This window comes from Ruegeria sp. S84 (assembly GCF_056583445.1).
In genome coordinates this window covers 1,088,303-1,105,655 of record NZ_CM152618.1, presented here as the reverse complement: position 1 = coordinate 1,105,655, position 17,353 = coordinate 1,088,303, and the positions used below count along the sequence as shown (strand labels likewise).

The following is a 17,353-nucleotide window of genomic DNA, read 5'->3' as shown; positions in this document are numbered from 1 at the left end:
TGAATCCTTCAGCCGATCATCCGATCCCGCTCGGTCTGGTCCTCGTAGTGGCGCTTCAGCCTTTGCAACGCGATCCGCAGCACGATCTTGCCTGATCGCGCAGACCAGCCCATCCGCTTTTCAGCCAGCTCAAGCCCTTCTAGATAACAACAACAGCGCAGCGCGACGTCGCTCAAACCCGGCCCAAGGTCAGACAGCGCGCGGGCCACACGATCCCTGGCACCAGAAGGTCCTCGCCCCACATGGCTGTCCGAGGCAAAGTCACCGCGTCCACCGCCTGTCAGAAAGCGATCCCAATTTTGTGTGACCTGAGGTCCGATCTGGGCCAGTTCGAAATCCTCACGCAAGCGCTCGCCCGCGCTCACCAGAGTTTCATCCAGAAACGGCTTGCCATCCCGGTCGCGGCGGCGCGCCAAAGCGATCAGCGGGCTTTCCACAGTGCTGTAACGGACGCGAGGCTGTGATGGCGCCCTTGCACCCGCAGTTGCGGGTTTGAATGCGGCCTGCGCTTCCGCCATGCCAAATTCATTCTGCGTGCGCGCTCGATTTTCGGCCTCGGCAATCAAATGACTTAGCGCAGCCCTGCCCGGGGTTGAAATCCGGTAGCGCGAGATCTCGACCCGGACTATCGCATGAAATCCAATCATTCAGCGCCAGAGCCTGCGCGATCCGGCAATCTACAACTGCTGTTTTGGTAGTTCCTCCTTTGCCGTTGTCCCGAACCACAACAGCCTTGTCCATATCCTCGGCCACGGCAAGCACGGCACCGGATTCACACATGCGCCTCAGTACACGCAGCGACTCGCGCTCGAATTCGTCGTCTTGGGCTTCGGGCCGTCCTGCCTCAGACGTCACGATTGCAAATGAAGAACCTGTGCGCTCCATTGGCGCAAAGTGTGACTGGGCCAGAGAATGCAGAGCTGCATCCACCAAAGGATCGTCCCTGCGCATCTCAACCCTGCGGATCTGACGCAGAATGGTCGAGGCATGGCACCCTGCGGACCGCGCAATATCCCGAATAGATCGCCCTGACTCCGTATGGTCCAGATATCGTTGCGCCCCTTCGGGAACCCATGCCGGAACAGTGAATGCCACGCTGTTTTCCATATTTCTTCGCCCTCGTCGACAAAACAAACTGACAGTTTTAGCCGTCGGATTCTTAGTTAACCAAATCTAACTAGAGTTGCTTTCGTTACTCGTTCGTTAATCACAGACGGCACAGAGCAGAATTGATTCAAAAAGATAAACAGTGGTGAAACCATAGTTCGGGGTGATCCCGCACAAGGCAACACCCGCTTAGGTTGTGTCACATTTCAGACAGCGAAATTGAATAAGAAGGAAAGCTGCCGTGCAGGACCTGATGACCATGATCACCACACTCCGCCGCCCGCGATTACTGGCCCGTGCCGCCAAGATCGGGGTGCAGGACTATAATCGCGACCGCCACCTGCAACGGCTTCTTGGATATGGATCAACACCGGGCACTGGTGCAGCGTTGATCCGTTTGCTGGAATTGGAGCGTGAGATTAACGCGCAACGCATCGAAGAAGACGCGGCCTATTCACTGGTGCGCCATCTTGATCTGCTGATTGCATTAAATGGCGAAGCGCAACTGTATCAGGCCAGTCGCGCCACGCAGTATCAGTAATCAGGTGAACGCGTCCGGCATCGATGCTTTCTTTTCGGCAACATATGCGTCGAGCGCCGCCTTTACATCAGGGTCAAGCTGCGGCTGCTGGTAGTTCGCCAACAGATTCTCAACCCGTGCCGAAGCCAGCGTCCGTGTATCGCGGGCGCCTTCTTCTTCCCAGGTCTCAAACGGCTTGTAATCCAAGAGATCGGTTTTCCAGAACGCTTCTTTGAAGTTGGCCTGCGTATGTGCACAACCCAAATAGTGACCTCCGGGACCGACTTCGCGGATGGCGTCCATCGCCTGTGCATTCTCATCATAGGCCACACCTTTGGCCAATCCGTGCAAGACGCCCAACTGATCGGCATCCATGACGAATTTCTCGAAATCCGCCACCAAGCCGCCTTCGAGCCAACCGCAGGAATGCAGCATGAAATTCACACCCGACATCAGGCCCATGTTCAACGAGTTCGCGGTCTCATACGCAGCTTGCGCATCCGGCAATTTTGAACCACAGAACGAACCCGCAGAGCGATATGGCAGACCCAGTCGGCGCGCCAACTGACCCGCGCCATAAGTGACGTGCGAAGCCTCTGGGGTGCCAAAGGTCGGCGCTCCTGAATTCATGTCGATCGACGATACGAATGCCCCAAAGATCGCAGGAGCACCCGGACGGATGATCTGGCTATATGCTACACCTGCCATGACCTCGGCCAGGACCTGCGTCAGCGTGCCCGCGACCGAAACCGGTGCCATAGCACCACCCACGATGAACGGCGAAATAATGCAGGCCTGATTGTTGGCAGCATAAACTTCAAGAGAGCCCATCATCACGTCGTCAAAGGTCATCGGCGAGTTGATGTTGGTCAAAGATGTCATCACGGTGTTGTTCTGCACGAACTCTTTGCCGAACAGGATCTCGCACATCTCGATCGAATCCTGCGCCCGGCTGGGATCAGTGACCGAACCCATGAACGGTTTGTCGGACAGAGTCATATGCGCCATCAGCATGTCCAAATGGCGCTTGTTTACCGGAATATCTGTCGGTTCGCAGACCGTACCGCCCGAATGGTGCAGCCACTTGGACATGTAGGCCAGCTTCACGAACTTGTTGAAATCGTCCATTGTCGCGTAACGACGTCCGCCTTGCGCATCGCGTACAAACGGAGGGCCATAGACCGGAGCCAGAACCATATTGCGGCCGCCGATGACTACCGATTTCTCGGGATTGCGGGCGTGCTGGGTAAATTCGCTAGGGGCGGTCTTGATCAGCTCACGTGCCAGGCCGCGCGGCAGGCGGACGCGCTCACCATCCACATCTGCACCCGCGTCTTTCCAGCGCTCAAGCGCTGCCGGATTGTCTACGAAATTGACGCCAATCTCAGCCAATACGGTTTCCGCATTGGTTTCGATAATCTCTAGCGCCTCTTCGTTGAGGACCTCGAAATTGGGGATATTGCGTTCGATATATTTCGCGGTTTCGATCTTGACCGCCGTACGCTCGGCACGACGGGCGGCACCACCGCCACCCCGTGCCCTGCGCCGGGTGTTTGCCTCTGCCATTGAGTAAATCCCGTGATTGGTTGGTTTGGTAGATGTGTTACATGAACGGCAAACTTCGCCACAGGTAGTTTACGGCGCTCTAGAGGTAAAAGCGACATGAACCGCGGGCCGCTGCGACATATGTCTGTCGGTTACTACTTTGCCTTTTTCTGCATAACGACAGTGTTTCCTGACACCTCGACCTCAACCCACCCCAGATGAGTGTACATTTCGCGGGTTGCACGCATCAGCCGATGTGTCCGCAAGCGCAGGACTGAAAGCCCGGCCTCAACGGCCTTAGCTTCAGCAACTGCAAGCAGTTGCCGCGCAATACCCTTGCCCTGAGCCTCTGGCGAAACGGCGAGATTGAATATCATCACGGCCTCGGCCTGTTGATCGAATATGATGACACCGAGAAGTGCACCGTCCACTTCAGCAATGACGACCTGATGCTCTGCGATCTCATCCTCGATACCAGACGCAACATCCGGCAGATCGGCAATGTCTCTCATCGCATCGGCATAAGCGCTTGCGATACAAACTTGTATCGACTTGGCGTCGCTTCGTTCGGCAGTTCTGAGTTTTATGGTGGTCATGTATCAGCCTCCTCGCTGAATTGACGTCATTACGCTTGCACAAGCAAGGCTTGCGACCTAATAGCCAATCATGACCCAAGACAGCCATGACCGCCTTTTGATCATCGACTTCGGCAGCCAGGTGACGCAGCTTATTGCCCGCCGCTTGCGCGAACTGAACGTCTATTGCGAAATCCACCCCTACCAGAACGTCACGATGGATTTCGTGCGAGAGATGGCGCCTAAGGCCGTCATTTTTTCGGGCGGCCCTGACAGTGTTACGCGCGAGGGTTCACCCCGCGCCCCGCAAGAGATTTTTGACTACGGCGTGCCGATCCTGGGCATCTGCTATGGTCAGCAGGTGATGATGCATCAGCTGGGCGGCAAGGTTGAAAGCGGGCACGGCACCGCAGAATTTGGCCGCGCATTTGTTACTCCGAATAATCGGCTTGATATCCTCGATGGCTGGTTCGCCGAAGGTGACGAGCAGGTCTGGATGAGCCACGGCGATCATGTAAGCGAAATCGCTCCGGGTTTTGAGGTTTTCGGCACTTCACCCAACGCGCCGTATGCCATCACGGCCGACGCCTCGCGTCATTTCTATGCGGTGCAATTTCACCCCGAGGTTCATCACACACCCAAGGGTGCAAAGCTCTATGAGAATTTTGTCAAACTGGCAGGGTTCAAGGGCGATTGGACCATGGGGGCTTATCGGGACGAGATGATCCGCAAGATCCGCGAACAGGTCGGGGACAAAAAAGTCATTTGTGGCTTGTCTGGCGGTGTCGACAGCTCGGTTGCGGCGATCCTGATACATGAGGCGATTGGCGATCAGCTGACCTGCGTGTTTGTCGACCATGGGCTGCTACGCAAGAACGAAGCTGCCGAAGTCGTCGGCATGTTCCGCGACAATTACAACATCCAGTTGATCCACGCGGACGAAAGCGAACTGTTCCTGGGTGAACTTGATGGTCAATCCGATCCTGAGACCAAGCGCAAGATTATCGGCAAGCTGTTCATCGACGTGTTCCAGAAACACGCCGACACAATCGACGGCGCCGAGTTCTTGGCACAGGGCACCTTGTATCCAGATGTGATTGAATCCGTGTCGTTTTCAGGCGGTCCATCTGTGACCATCAAATCGCACCACAATGTGGGTGGCCTGCCTGAAAAGATGGGTTTGAAGCTGGTCGAGCCTCTGCGTGAACTCTTCAAGGACGAGGTTCGCGCGTTGGGCCGCGAGTTGGGCCTGCCCGACAGCTTCATCGGTCGCCATCCCTTCCCCGGCCCCGGCCTTGCCATCCGCTGCCCGGGTGAGATCACCCGCGAAAAGCTTGAGATCCTGCGCGAAGCCGATGCCATCTATATCGACCAGATTCTGCAAACATGGTCTGTATGATGAGATTTGGCAGGCCTTTGTCGCCATTCTTCCGGTGCGCACGGTCGGTGTAATGGGGGATGGACGAACATACGATTATGCCTGCGCCCTCCGCGCGGTCACATCCGTCGATGGCATGACAGCGGACTACTATCCGTTCAGCCATGAATTCCTCGGTGAAACCGCCACGCGTATCATCAACGAAGTCAAGGGCATCAACCGGTGCACTTACGACATCACCTCGAAACCTCCCGGAACGATTGAATGGGAATGATTATTCCCCCTCGACAGTGCTGAAATGCACCGCGTTTGACGGGAGAAGGACAATTCGATGAGCAACTACTCGGTACATGAAACGGCAATCGTCGATGAAGGCGCGCAGATCGGAGATGGCTGCCGAATCTGGCATTGGGTGCACATCTGCGGCGGCGCCAAACTGGGCCGAAATGTTTCACTCGGGCAGAATGTCTTCGTTGGGAACAAGGTCATAATTGGCGACGATTGCAAAATTCAGAACAACGTTTCGATCTATGACAACATCACGCTGGAAGATGGCGTATTCTGTGGGCCGAGCATGGTGTTCACGAATGTGTACAACCCGCGTTCATTGATCGAACGAAAGGCCGAATACCGCAATACTCTGGTAAAGAAAGGGGCCACGCTGGGCGCCAATTGCACGATCGTTTGCGGTGCTACAATCGGGGAATACGCTTTTATCGGCGCAGGTGCCGTTGTTAATGCTGACGTGAAGCCATACGCACTGATGGTGGGCGTCGCTGCCAAACAGATTGGCTGGATGAGCGAGTATGGCGAGCAGTTGGATTTACCTCTCACTGGTCGTGGTGAGGTTACCTGCCCTCATACCGGTGCTCGATACGTGTTGAACGGCGATTCGGTCAGCAAAGCTCTGCCAACCACCTGAGTATCAGCGCCAGCGCGCTGACCGGTTAAGAACCCCTTTATTTGCGGGTTCGAGTCAGAATACTGGCATCATCTAAGCCGCTCACCCAAAGCGATCATAGACGGCCAGACGTACATTTAGCCTTGCTTCATCGGGTAAAACGCAATCTATTCAGCCCGTTGCACCACTGCACATGTAAGAGATCTCATGAACAGCAATAAAATGCAGATCGGTAAGGCGGCGCTGTGGATGACAGGGGCGATCGCCTCATTCACATCGATGGCCATTGCCGGCCGCGAGCTGAGCGTGACGCACGACACCTTTGAGATCATGTTCTATCGCAGCCTAGTGGGTATCTGCGTGGTGGCAATCGTCCTCTCGGCTTCACGCAAATGGCATCAGGTAACCACCAAACGTCTTGGTTTGCATGGTATTCGGAACGTGTTGCATTTCACCGGGCAGAACCTGTGGTTCTATGCAGTAACGGTGATCCCGTTGGCGCAGGTCTTCGCGCTCGAATTCACTCAGCCCATCTGGGTGATCCTGCTGTCCCCACTGCTGCTGCACGAGAGGTTGACCGCTTTGCGTCTGACCGCAGCCCTGATCGGATTTGCCGGGATTCTCATTGTGGCCCGTCCAGGGGCCGCCACACTTAGTCCCGGCGTTATTGCTGCGGCCGCATCTGCGATTTTCTTCGCGTTAACAGCAATATCGACCAAGTCCTTAACGCGCACAGCCAGCATCGGATGCATTATGTTCTGGCTTACTTTGATGCAGACCGGTTTGGGTCTGGTTGCATCAGGTCTGGATGGGCAAATCACACTTCCAACCTTAACGACTGCGCCGCTTCTTTTGCTTGTCGGCTTGGCAGGGCTATTGGCCCACTACTGTATTACCAATGCCCTGGCCATCGCGCCTGCGACCGTGGTCGTGCCGTTTGATTTTGCACGCCTTCCGACCATCGCGATCCTCGGGATGGTCCTTTATCACGAGCCGCTGGATCACTGGACGCTGCTGGGGGCCGTGGTGATCTTTGCCGGGATTTTCCTGAACGTTTGGTCCGAGAACCGTAGCAATTCAGCAACACCCGCATAGAGCTATTTTGCTGAATAACGCTCCGTCACCGGTTGACCCAATTTTAAAGTTTAAGACAGTAAAAAGCGGTAACGAGGCCGAATACGCCCAATGAGGATGCGTATAACAGGCAATTTGGACAGTGTAGGGAGGAATATATGAAACGAGTGTTGTTGCACACATGCGCGTTGTGCATTGGGGCAACCGCGGCGCAGGCCGGCGGCCTAGACCGAAGTGGGCAAGGTGTTAACATCCTGTTCGAAGAGGGATCTGTCGTGCAGTTTCGGCTTGGGTATACAAAGCCGGACGTAAGCGGATCGATGGAGGATCAAATCCCGACGAGCCCGACGTTTGGGGAAACGATTGACTCGGGCAATGTCTCGAACAGCTTTTTCACGCCGCATCTGGCATACAAGACTTCTTTGACCGAAAAGCTCGACTTCGCGCTGGTTTATGACGAGCCGTTTGGCGCGGATATCGACTATTCTTCGGATTATCCCTTGTCGCAGAATGTCTTGGCTCTGGCAGGTCTTCCCGGAGCAACAACTGACGTGCTTCGCGCAAAAGCAGATACCGATGCGATCACGGCTTTGCTTCGCTACAAATTGGATGGTGGCTTCAGTGTTATCGGTGGTCTCCGCGCCCAGCGTCTGAAAGCAAGTGTTTCAGTTCCGATCGCTGGTGCAAGCACAACACCATTCGCGTCCGGCGGATACCGCGTTGAAACCGATGCCGAGATCGATTTCGGTTACGTTGTCGGTGTTGCTTGGGAACGGCCAGATATCGCCGCACGGGTCGCTCTGACCTATAACTCGAAAATCACACATGATCTATCGCAGACCGAAGCGAACGATGCCATCACGGGAATTGTTCCACCCGGCATACCCGTCGTGGGTCGCGTCAGCGCTGATTCATCGACCGAGGTTGTGACGCCTCAATCGGTCAATCTCGATTTCCAGACAGGTGTCGCGCCAAAAACCCTGTTGTTTGGTTCGATCCGTTGGGTTGACTGGCCGCAAACCGTGTACGCACCGCCGGTCTATACTGGTCTGACAGGTATTAACCTGGTCGACTACGAAGAGGCGACATGGACCTACTCACTGGGTCTCGGCTATCAGTTCAGCGAAGAATTCTCTGGCGCGGTAACGCTGGGTTACGAGAGCTCTCAGGGGAACTCGGTCTCGAACCTAGGCCCGACCGATGGGTTCTGGAGTATCGGTCTGGGCGGCACTTACTCTCTTGAAAAGGCCAAGATTTCCGGTGGTGTACGCTATACGGATATTGGGGATGCCACTGCCAACGGTACTGGCCCCGATAACCGTGCCACGTTCACTGGCAACAGCGCATGGAGCGTTGGTATTCAGGTGACTTACGCGCTGAACTAAAGCAGATGCAAATGTGCATATTAAGCCCCGCCATCTCGGTGGGGCTTTTTCGCATGTTCCGGGTCGATATGCTGATTGAGAGATGCCAGAACAAGCCATGACTTCTCAGAAAACACTCACAGCTCGCACTTGGTCCGAATTGATACTGCTTGGTGTCATTTGGGGAATGTCATTCCTTGCGATCCGAATCGCACTTGATACGATTCCCGTCATAACATCAGTTTTCCACAGGGTTTTTTGGGCAGCGCTGGCGTTGTGGATCGTCATCATCTTTCAACGCCAACCGGTCCCGAGCGATCCCAAGGTCTGGGGTATTTTTCTGATCATGGGGCTGTTGAACAATGTCCTGCCATTCTCGCTTATGGCCTGGGGGCAGCTCTATGTCGAAACTGGGCTGACATCGATTCTGAACGCTGCCACCGCGATCTTCGGCGTCCTTTTAGCGGCCTTGTTTTTTCGCGACGAGAGGCTGACCAAAACCCGCCTCCTTGGCGTAGGGCTTGGGTTTCTGGGCGTTTCAATCACAATTGGCCTCAGACAGTTTAGCAACCTAAACCCAAGCAACCTGGGTCAGGTTGCGATCCTGGCTGGCACGCTTTCTTATGCGTTTGCAGCCATCTGGGCTCGCATCCACATGAGCGCCCTTCCCCCTCAGATCGCCGCGGCAGGTATGTTGACCGGATCTGCGATCCTGATGACGCCTGTTATGTTGTTGGTCGATGGAGTTCCAACCTTCACCCTGCCCCTGCAAACCTGGCTGGCAATCGCCTATTACGCCCTGCTGGCAACAGCCGGAGCCTATTTGCTGTACTATCGGGTGCTGCAACAAGCAGGCAGCGGCAATGTTCTGCTCGTAACGCTCATCATTCCGCCAATCGCAATCCTAATGGGTGCTTTGGTGCGCGATGAAGCTTTGCCACCACGTGCTTTTATTGGTTTTACGGTACTGGCGATCGGCTTGCTCATCCTCAGCCGATCTCGCCGACGCGATTGACGCCGCCAGCGGCCCGTTTTAGCTAGGGCAAAACAAGGGACGGTGGATTATGATCTACAACTCGGCAACGGACTGGCGTCAGGCTGCGCGAAAGAAGGTGTTGTTCTTCGGTATGTCCGGGTTGGGAAAATCCTATGTCTCAAACACGCTGCGAGATGCCGGGGACTGGTTCCACTATTCAATCGATTACCGCATCGGCACCCGCTATATGGGCGAACATATCGCGGACAATGCCAAGGCTGAGGCGATGAAAGTACCCTTTCTCCGCGAACTTTTGCTGTCGGATTCAATATATATCGGGTCGAACATCACGTTTCAGAACCTGACCCCGGTGTCGACTTATCTGGGCAAGCCGGGCAATCCCGATCTGGGCGGCCTTGAAATCTCGGAATATCAACTGCGGCAAGACCAGTTTCGGCAGGCCGAAATCCATGCCCTGTTGGATACCAAGTATTTCATAGACCGGGCCAATCGTCTTTATAGCTATCCACACTTTATCTGCGATACCGGCGGGTCAATCTGCGAATGGGTAGAGCCTGAAAATCAAAATGACCACATTCTGACCGAATTGTCGCGCCAGACCCTGATGATCTGGATCAAGGGCGATGAAGCCCACACTGAAGAACTGATCAAACGCTTCGACAAGGCACCAAAGCCTATGTCCTATAAGGCCGAGTTCCTGCAGCGGGTTTGGGACGAATACCTCGCCCTCAACAAGTGTTCCGGCACCGAGGTTGATCCGGATGCATTCATCCGCTGGACCTATGCGCAAGCGCTGGCGCACCGGCAGCCACGCTATGAAGCGATGGCCCGAAATTGGGGCGTTACAATAGCAGCCGATGACATCGCCAAAGTGCGGGATAGTGGCGATTTCGATGAGTTGATCGAACGCACCCTTGAGACCCGCCCCAACCCCGCCTAAGTTCCAGACTTCCTTCGCAGTTTCAACAGCGTGACCAAATGCCGATCAAAATCCCCTCCGACCTGCCTGCCTTTGAAGTCCTGACAAATGAGGGCGTCATGGTCATGGCTGATGATCAGGCCGCACGGCAGGATATTCGCCCCCTTCGGATCGGGCTTTTGAACCTGATGCCAAAGAAGATACAGACCGAAAACCAGTTCGCACGCCTGATCGGAGCGACCCCACTGCAGATCGAGCTATCGCTGATCCGCATGACGGAACACCAGACAAAGAATACCGCCGCCGAGCATATGGCCGAGTTCTACCATCCTTTTCAGGAGGTGAAGGACCAGAAGTTCGACGGCCTGATCATAACCGGTGCACCAATCGAACATCTGGATTTCGCTGACGTCACCTATTGGGATGAAATCCGCGAAGTGTTTGAGTGGACCCAGACCAATGTGCATTCCACATTTGGCGTATGCTGGGGTGGTATGGCGATGATCAACCATTTCCACGACGTTGAAAAACACATGCTGGATGCGAAGGCCTTTGGCTGCTTCCGGCACCGGAACCTAGCACCCGCGTCTCCATTTTTGCGTGGTTTTTCTGATGATTGCGTGATACCCGTCAGCCGCTGGACCGAGATGCGGCAATACGAGATCGATGCGGTTCCTGATCTGATCACTTTGCTTGGCAGTGATGATGTCGGCCCCTGCCTGATCGAAGATCCCGTGCATCGGGCGCTCTATATCTTCAATCACTTTGAGTATGACAGCGATACGCTCAAACAGGAATATGACCGGGACATCGCAAATAACACGCCGATTAATGTGCCTATCAACTACTATCCCGACGATGATCCAAGCCAGAACCCTCAGAACAGGTGGCGCAGTCACGCGCATCTGCTTTATGGTAACTGGATCAATGAAATTTACCAGACAACCCCGTTTGATATGAGTAAAATTGGCCAGTAAGCTTTTGATATCACTCAGCGTTGCGCTTGTGGGTCTCGCTCTTGTGACCGCATGGCGCAGCGCGCAGCGTGAAAGCAGCGCCGAGGCTTCGTTTCCGCCAGAAGGCCAGATCGTCGATGTCGATGGCGTTGCTGTGCATGCCGTCGTGATGGGCGTAGGGCCGGATGTGGTGCTTATCCACGGGTCCAGCGGAAACACGCGCGACATGACTTTTGCGCTGGCCCCAATTCTGGCCGAGACCTATCGCGTCATCGTCTTTGACCGCCCGGGTCTTGGATATTCAGATAGCTTTAACTCCGACGGTGAAACCATTGTCGAACAAGCGGAAATCCTACAACGGGTTGCATCGAAACTAGGCGCAGAAAAACCGATCGTCGCCGGGCAAAGCTATGGCGGTTCGGTTTCGCTTGCCTGGGCTGTCACCCGGCCCGACAACATCGCAGCTTTGGTCCTGATCGCTCCGGCGGCGATCCCGTGGGAAACACCTCTGGACGCGTTCAACACTATTGGTGCGACGACAGCGGGCAACGCCCTTGCTTTGCCTTTGGTCAGCGCATTTGTTCCTGACTGGTTTGTTACGAAGGCGTTGGACCAGGTGTTTGCACCGCAAAAAGCCCCCGAAGGATATGCCGAGCATTTCGGGCCGGGCTTGACCATGCGCCAGTCTTCGATGCACGCAAATGCCAAACAGCGTGCAAATCTGCTGGATGAAATCACCGAGCTTCAACCCCGCTATGGCGAGATCTCCGTGCCAACCGAAATTGTCCACGGTACCGCGGATACGACTGTCGGGCTGGGCTGGCATTCCGAGCGCCTGATCGAACAAATCCCTGGCGCTGAGCTGATCGAATTGGACGGCATAGGACACATGCCGCAGGTTGTGGCCGCCCCAGAGGTTGCCGCCGCAATCGACCGCGCAGCCGAGCGCGCGGGTTTGCGTTAAGCCCATCCGTAATTCATAGTAAGATATGGATTTTATTGCGAGGCGTGCATGACCCAATCAGACCCGGACACTATCGAGAACTATTTTCACAACCACGCCCCAAAACCCATACGCTCGGCTATTGAAGAGGCCAAGAAGGGTGAAATTCTGAACCCGACCTACCCCTACTCCAAAAAGCTTAAAGGCAAGGAATACGATCAGCAGATGGAAGGTCTGCAGATTGAGCTGGTCAAGATGCAGCGATGGGTCAAGGAGAATGACCAGCGCATCGCTATCCTGTTCGAGGGCCGTGACGCCGCTGGCAAAGGCGGAACCATCAAACGGTTCCGCGAGAATTTGAACCCGAGGGGCGCGCGGAACGTGGCGCTCAGCAAACCCTCGGACGCAGAACGCAGCCAATGGTATTTCCAACGCTATATCTCTCATCTCCCATCGGCCGGTGAAATCGTGTTTTTTGATCGCAGTTGGTATAATCGGGGCGTTGTCGAAAATGTCTTTGGCTTCTGCACGACGGAAGAGCGTGAACGGTTTTTCAGGCAGGTCCTCCCCTTGGAAACCGGTTTTAGCAATGATGGCATACATATCTTCAAGTTCTGGCTGAATGTCGGGCGCGCCGAGCAGCTTAACCGCTTTCTTGCCCGCGAAACCGACCTTCTGAAGCAGTGGAAACTCAGCCCGATCGACATCGCAGGCCTACACAAATGGGACGAATACAGCCAGTCGATTACCGAAACCCTTACACGAAGCCATTCCGAAAACTGCCCTTGGACGATCATTCGATCAGATGACAAGAAACGCGCCCGGTTGGCAGCCATTCGCACCGTGCTAAGCCAACTGGACTACGAAGGCAAAAACCTGGAAGTGGTGGGCATGCCGGATGAAAAGATCAGTGGTGGTCCGGAAATCTGGGATGCATAAGCTAATTGCAACACTCTGCTCAGCCTACGCTGGATTAGGCCCTGACCGCTGCATATATACAATAAAACGCGCCTGAGGCCGGGATGACGAAACGCGGATATCACCACGGAAACCTAAAGCAAGCCTTGATGGAGGCCGCCTTGTCCCTGATCGAACAGAAGGGACCGACCGGTTTTACATTGTCAGAGGCCGCAAAGACTGCTGGGGTCACTCCCGCAGCCGTCTATCGCCATTTCGAAGGGCGTGAGGACCTGATCGCCGAGGCTGCCCGTCAGGGGTTTGAGATGTTCGCCGACCTGATGCAATTTGCCTATGACAAAGGGCAACCCTCGGCGCTTGCGGCGTTTGAGGCCACGGGCCGCGCCTATCTTGCCTTCGCCCGCAAGCACCCCGGCTATTATATCGCGATGTTCGAAAGCGGGATTTCGATCAATCGTACACCGGAACTGGCGCTGGCCGCGAACCGGGCCAAAAACGTGCTTGAAAAGGCCGCCAGCGATCTGTCGCAGCATATTCCGCCGGAGAAGCGTCCGCCCGCTTCGATGTTCAGCGCCCATATCTGGGCCATGAGCCATGGTGTTGTCGAACTTTTCGCACGCAATACCGGCGCAAGTTCCCCCTTCCCGCCTGAAGACCTTCTGGAGAGCGGAATTGGAATCTATCTGCGCGGTTTGGGTCTGGTCGCACAGGACGAATAAGACCCTGCCAGTCAATCACTTTCGCGGGCGGTCCCGCCGTCGATCAACGGGACTCCCGCTGCCCTAACCCCTGCAATAAGCGCATCAACCGGTTGCGACTCTTTGAATACGCGGCGTTTCAGGGCCTCCAGCGGAAAACCAGGCCAAGTTTTCTGGTAAACATTGGCGAGACGCCGTGCCTCGACTTGTTCGCCATTGTTCCAATGCGCAGCCATCAGATAGGCCGCTGATATCGGCCCAAATGGTCCTCCGCGCTCGATCGTGTCCTCGTAAGTTCGGATCGCCGCTGCATAGTCTCCGGTATGAAAATGCGCAGACCCTAGTACATTGCCAAAGACAAGCCCGCCGCTGCGTTCCGCAAGCTCTTCATACCATTCAGATTGCGCCAGGATCCGCTCGAAATTCAGAGTATAGAGTGAAATAAGCGCATCGAACTCAGCGACATGCGGATCGGTGGGGGCCAGATCTACGGCTCTGCGAGACAGGGCCGATGCCCGATCGTAATTGCCCAGTGCAAATTCCAGCCAGGCCCGCGCCGAGAGCGCCCAGGCCTCATCAGGTACGATATCCATCGCATGGGCGCTTTTTTCATCGGCAGACTTCAAATACTTTTCTGCATCCGGTTCAAAGAACAACAAAATGGCCAGCATGGTCTCGACCTGTGCCGCTCCGGCATAGCCGCAGAAAAACAGTGGATCTCGCTCAATCGCCGTCTCAAAAATCAGCAAAGCCGGTTGCAGGCGCGATAGGTCAACGACGGGGAACATCACATCGCGGCCAGCACTGCAAAGGTTTATCGCTTCTACCCGGGCGGGAGATACGTCATAAATCGCGCTTTGCCCTCGGCCCACAGCGCCGCGTGGCTCATTCTTTGAGTAATAGCCTGATACCCAGATGCCTAAGCCAATCAAAGCCAGAAAGAACGCGATGACCAACGCGCTTCGCCGAATGCCCTGTGGGTTCTGGGCTTGCGAACTCCCCAGCGTAAATTCGGGTGCATAGCTACCGACAGGCAGTGAAATCACCACGGGATCAGTTGCGCCATCACCTCCGTAGTAAGCTTTTAGCTTTCGCCTGACACGACCCGCATCAACGCGCACAACCCCTTCCCGCTTGGTCAAGTCGTCGGCGCTGTAGCCATAAACATCCATGGCAATGGTCTTGGCGCGGATCTCATCCGTGCGGCCCGCAAGCGCTTCGGTCACGACATAGCTAAGAAAGGCCCGCATTCGGGCAGATCCTTTGAAGCCACCTGAGTTCAATACCCGCTCAAGAGCACTTCGCACCTCCTCATCCGAGAAAGAAGGCGCTGTGTCACGTTGTTTGTTATCCGCCCGGGCAGTCAAGAACTATCCTTTCATGACAATGGCTTGACCCCATGGTGCTACGGTAGCATGCGGCTTAATACGTTCAAGTCATATTCTAGGGAATGCATACTTTATGAGCAATTTCCACGAAGGCAACGCGGATGGACGAAGAAGACTTCTTTGACGCACAATTCCCGGGAACCTCCGTTCTGCTGCGAAACATGCGCGCCCAAGACAGTGAGTTCGACCGGATTTGCCTCGACTATCAGGAGATGATGACCGAGTTGGCTCAGTCTCCTCTTTCCGACACGGGCGTTCGCCCTCGGTACCTCGCGGATCTGGCGGAAACCGTTACTGATTTGCGAAGCTCTATCGAAGCAAAGCTGTCAGACGTTCCGGGTACGCCCGGGCATTTGGATAAAACGAAAGGCTTGAAATGACCCTGAAACACATTTTGCCCGCGCTAATCCTGACTGCAGCTTCGGCATATGCCCAACAGAACCCGATTATTCACGATGGTGAGTTCGAATTTCTGCGTGCCCAGTTCGGCGCGGTCTGGGATGCCCAGGACATTGAGATTGACGCGAAACTGGCCGAAATCCGCGACGCAAACGGGGGCAAACCACCCAATATCCTGTACATCCTGATCGACGACATCAGCTTTGGTCAGATGGGTGATCGCAAGATGAACTACGTCATGGGCATCGAAACGCCCAGCATCAACCAGTTCGCCACCGAAGGTTTGTCGCTGATGCGAATGTACACGGAACCCTCGTGCACGCCGACCCGAACGGCGATGCTGACCGGGCGACATCCGGTGCGTGCCGGTGTGACAGAAGTCAAAGTGGCTCTGGTAGGCGAAGGCCTTCCAGCCAGCGAGGTGACCCTGCCCGAGATCCTAAAAGAGGTTGGCTACAACACCGTGCATGTTGGCAAGTGGCACCAAGGTGACATCGAACAGGCCTACCCCCACAACCAAGGTTTCGATTGGGCCGCCTTCCCCCTGCATCAACAAGTTCAACTGAGCCTCATGACCCCCGAGGCGATGCGCGCGAATAATATGCTCGGATACGTGCCCGAGGGGCAGAACAATCAGTTTCTGCTGGATGAGCGTTTCAAACCCTACGGACTGGTGACTGGTGTCGAGGCAGAAGCAGGCGGCACCGCCCGAGAGGTGGATATGTCACCGGGCGAGGTCTGGACCCAAGCCAAGTATGAAGCGATGAACGAGAGGTATCAGCGTCAGGCTCTTGAGCAATTGGAGCGTGCCGCAGCCGAGGAAGAACCGTTTTTCCTGCAATATTGGCCGCTCTACCCGCTGAATTTCGTTTATGCCGAGAACGCGATCTCTCGCAACGGCGGGTTTCATGCTGACAAACTGCAACTACTGGATGGCTGGATCGGTGACCTGCTGGTCAAGCTCGAAGAAACCGGAGAAGCCGACAACACGATTGTGGTTTTGATGGCCGACAATGGACTGATGTACCACTACGAAGGAACTTCGGGGCTCAATCAACTGATCTATCGTGGCGGTAAGACACAACATCTGGAAGGTGGCGTACGCACGGATGCATTCATTCGCTGGCCCGGAGTAATCGAGGCTGACAGCGCCGCCGGAGATATCTTTCATGTGTCTGATATCTATACCACAATGGCTCGGATCGCAGGCGCGACTGATCATATCCCGCGCGACCGCATCATCGATGGTGTCGATCAGACCGCCCTGCTGCTGAACGGTGAAGGCAACGGTCGCCGCGATTATGTATATGTCTATGAAGGCCCGGTTTTGCGCTCGATGGTCAAGCAGGAATTCAAAATGCACCTGCCCGCGCCCGGCCAACCCGGAGCGGCGGCCCCGACCTTCAACATCTATCGTGATCCACGCGAACTGCACCCTTTGGTCGGTTACTCACTTTGGGCCGGAGCGTCGTTTCAGGACATGATCAAACGCCATCAGAAGATGATCGCGAAATACCCGCATTCCGAAATCGGGCGCGGCATCCCCTACGAGGGCATCGACAACCTGCGCCCGGAATCTGAACTGGCTCGCGATGTGTTCACCAGCTGGCAGCAGTGAAGGCTACAGAAATTCCTGTTTAAATATGATAATGTTTTAATGTGAAATCAGCG

Annotated in this window: 15 protein-coding genes and 2 pseudogenes; 13 read left to right on the top strand and 4 right to left on the bottom strand. The window is 55.3% G+C overall.

The annotated features are described in order from the left end of the window. Positions 1-8: 8 nt before the first annotated feature. Positions 9-1,107, bottom strand: a pseudogene (locus AC1DFB_RS05555) (DUF6456 domain-containing protein). A 241-nt stretch (positions 1,108-1,348) separates the two neighbouring features. On the opposite strand from AC1DFB_RS05555, the gene AC1DFB_RS05550 reads away from it, so the two are divergent. Next, positions 1,349-1,648: a DUF6477 family protein gene (locus tag AC1DFB_RS05550; RefSeq protein ID WP_170510658.1), complete on the top strand. Its 300-nt coding sequence runs from the start codon at positions 1,349-1,351 to the stop codon at positions 1,646-1,648. Here AC1DFB_RS05550 and AC1DFB_RS05545 read toward each other — a convergent pair whose 3' ends face one another. Continuing rightward, positions 1,649-3,193 carry a trimethylamine methyltransferase family protein gene (locus tag AC1DFB_RS05545; RefSeq protein ID WP_170735167.1) on the bottom strand — a complete coding sequence of 515 codons (1,545 nt, stop codon included), beginning with the start codon at positions 3,191-3,193 and terminating at the stop codon, positions 1,649-1,651. A gap of 134 nt (positions 3,194-3,327) precedes the next feature. Then, positions 3,328-3,768 (bottom strand): GNAT family N-acetyltransferase, encoded by a 441-nt coding sequence (locus AC1DFB_RS05540; RefSeq protein ID WP_170405393.1) that lies wholly within the window; start codon positions 3,766-3,768, stop codon positions 3,328-3,330. A 70-nt stretch (positions 3,769-3,838) separates the two neighbouring features. On the opposite strand from AC1DFB_RS05540, the pseudogene guaA reads away from it, so the two are divergent. The 10 genes and pseudogenes from guaA to AC1DFB_RS05490 all read left to right on the top strand — a co-directional run bounded on the left by guaA (position 3,839) and on the right by AC1DFB_RS05490 (position 13,916). Next, positions 3,839-5,399: pseudogene (guaA, locus tag AC1DFB_RS05535) on the top strand (glutamine-hydrolyzing GMP synthase). Between the two features lie 57 nt (positions 5,400-5,456). After that, on the top strand, positions 5,457-6,047 hold the full coding sequence (locus AC1DFB_RS05530; protein ID WP_170393253.1) for an acyltransferase: 591 nt from the start codon (positions 5,457-5,459) through the stop codon (positions 6,045-6,047). A gap of 186 nt (positions 6,048-6,233) precedes the next feature. After that, the gene (locus AC1DFB_RS05525) at positions 6,234-7,121 is read left to right on the top strand and encodes a DMT family transporter (protein WP_480922300.1); all 888 of its coding nucleotides are present in this window, start codon (positions 6,234-6,236) and stop codon (positions 7,119-7,121) included. 137 nt (positions 7,122-7,258) lie between these two features. After that, on the top strand, positions 7,259-8,485 hold the full coding sequence (locus AC1DFB_RS05520) for an OmpP1/FadL family transporter (protein ID WP_170393255.1): 1,227 nt from the start codon (positions 7,259-7,261) through the stop codon (positions 8,483-8,485). A gap of 97 nt (positions 8,486-8,582) precedes the next feature. Then, positions 8,583-9,479 (top strand): DMT family transporter, encoded by an 897-nt coding sequence (locus AC1DFB_RS05515; RefSeq protein ID WP_170511201.1) that lies wholly within the window; start codon positions 8,583-8,585, stop codon positions 9,477-9,479. Positions 9,480-9,528: 49 nt separating this feature from the next. Continuing rightward, entirely contained in the window at positions 9,529-10,401 is an 873-nt protein-coding gene (locus AC1DFB_RS05510) for an ATPase (RefSeq protein ID WP_480922299.1), read from the top strand. Between the two features lie 38 nt (positions 10,402-10,439). Then, the gene (gene metA / locus AC1DFB_RS05505; RefSeq protein ID WP_170393257.1) at positions 10,440-11,357 is read left to right on the top strand and encodes a homoserine O-acetyltransferase MetA; all 918 of its coding nucleotides are present in this window, start codon (positions 10,440-10,442) and stop codon (positions 11,355-11,357) included. Then, positions 11,347-12,300 carry an alpha/beta fold hydrolase gene (locus AC1DFB_RS05500; protein ID WP_480922298.1) on the top strand — a complete coding sequence of 318 codons (954 nt, stop codon included), beginning with the start codon at positions 11,347-11,349 and terminating at the stop codon, positions 12,298-12,300. The genes metA and AC1DFB_RS05500 overlap by 11 nt, the downstream gene beginning before the upstream one ends. Before the next feature lie 48 nt (positions 12,301-12,348). After that, positions 12,349-13,218: a polyphosphate kinase 2 gene (gene ppk2, locus AC1DFB_RS05495; RefSeq protein WP_480922297.1), complete on the top strand. Its 870-nt coding sequence runs from the start codon at positions 12,349-12,351 to the stop codon at positions 13,216-13,218. An 83-nt stretch (positions 13,219-13,301) separates the two neighbouring features. Then, a complete protein-coding gene (locus AC1DFB_RS05490; RefSeq protein WP_170393260.1) occupies positions 13,302-13,916 on the top strand; it encodes a TetR/AcrR family transcriptional regulator in 615 nt (204 codons plus the stop codon). 11 nt (positions 13,917-13,927) lie between these two features. On the opposite strand, the gene AC1DFB_RS05485 is transcribed toward AC1DFB_RS05490, so the two are convergent. Continuing rightward, on the bottom strand, positions 13,928-15,145 hold the full coding sequence (locus tag AC1DFB_RS05485) for a tetratricopeptide repeat protein (RefSeq protein WP_480922296.1): 1,218 nt from the start codon (positions 15,143-15,145) through the stop codon (positions 13,928-13,930). Positions 15,146-15,384: 239 nt separating this feature from the next. Here AC1DFB_RS05485 and AC1DFB_RS05480 point away from each other — a divergent pair, with 239 nt between their 5' ends. Both AC1DFB_RS05480 and AC1DFB_RS05475 read left to right on the top strand, forming a co-directional pair. Beyond that, complete coding sequence (locus AC1DFB_RS05480; RefSeq protein ID WP_170421299.1) at positions 15,385-15,663, top strand: hypothetical protein; 279 nt, start codon at positions 15,385-15,387, stop codon at positions 15,661-15,663. Next, the gene (locus AC1DFB_RS05475) at positions 15,660-17,300 is read left to right on the top strand and encodes a sulfatase-like hydrolase/transferase (protein WP_480922295.1); all 1,641 of its coding nucleotides are present in this window, start codon (positions 15,660-15,662) and stop codon (positions 17,298-17,300) included. The genes AC1DFB_RS05480 and AC1DFB_RS05475 overlap by 4 nt, the downstream gene beginning before the upstream one ends. The last annotated feature ends 53 nt before the right edge of the window (positions 17,301-17,353 follow it).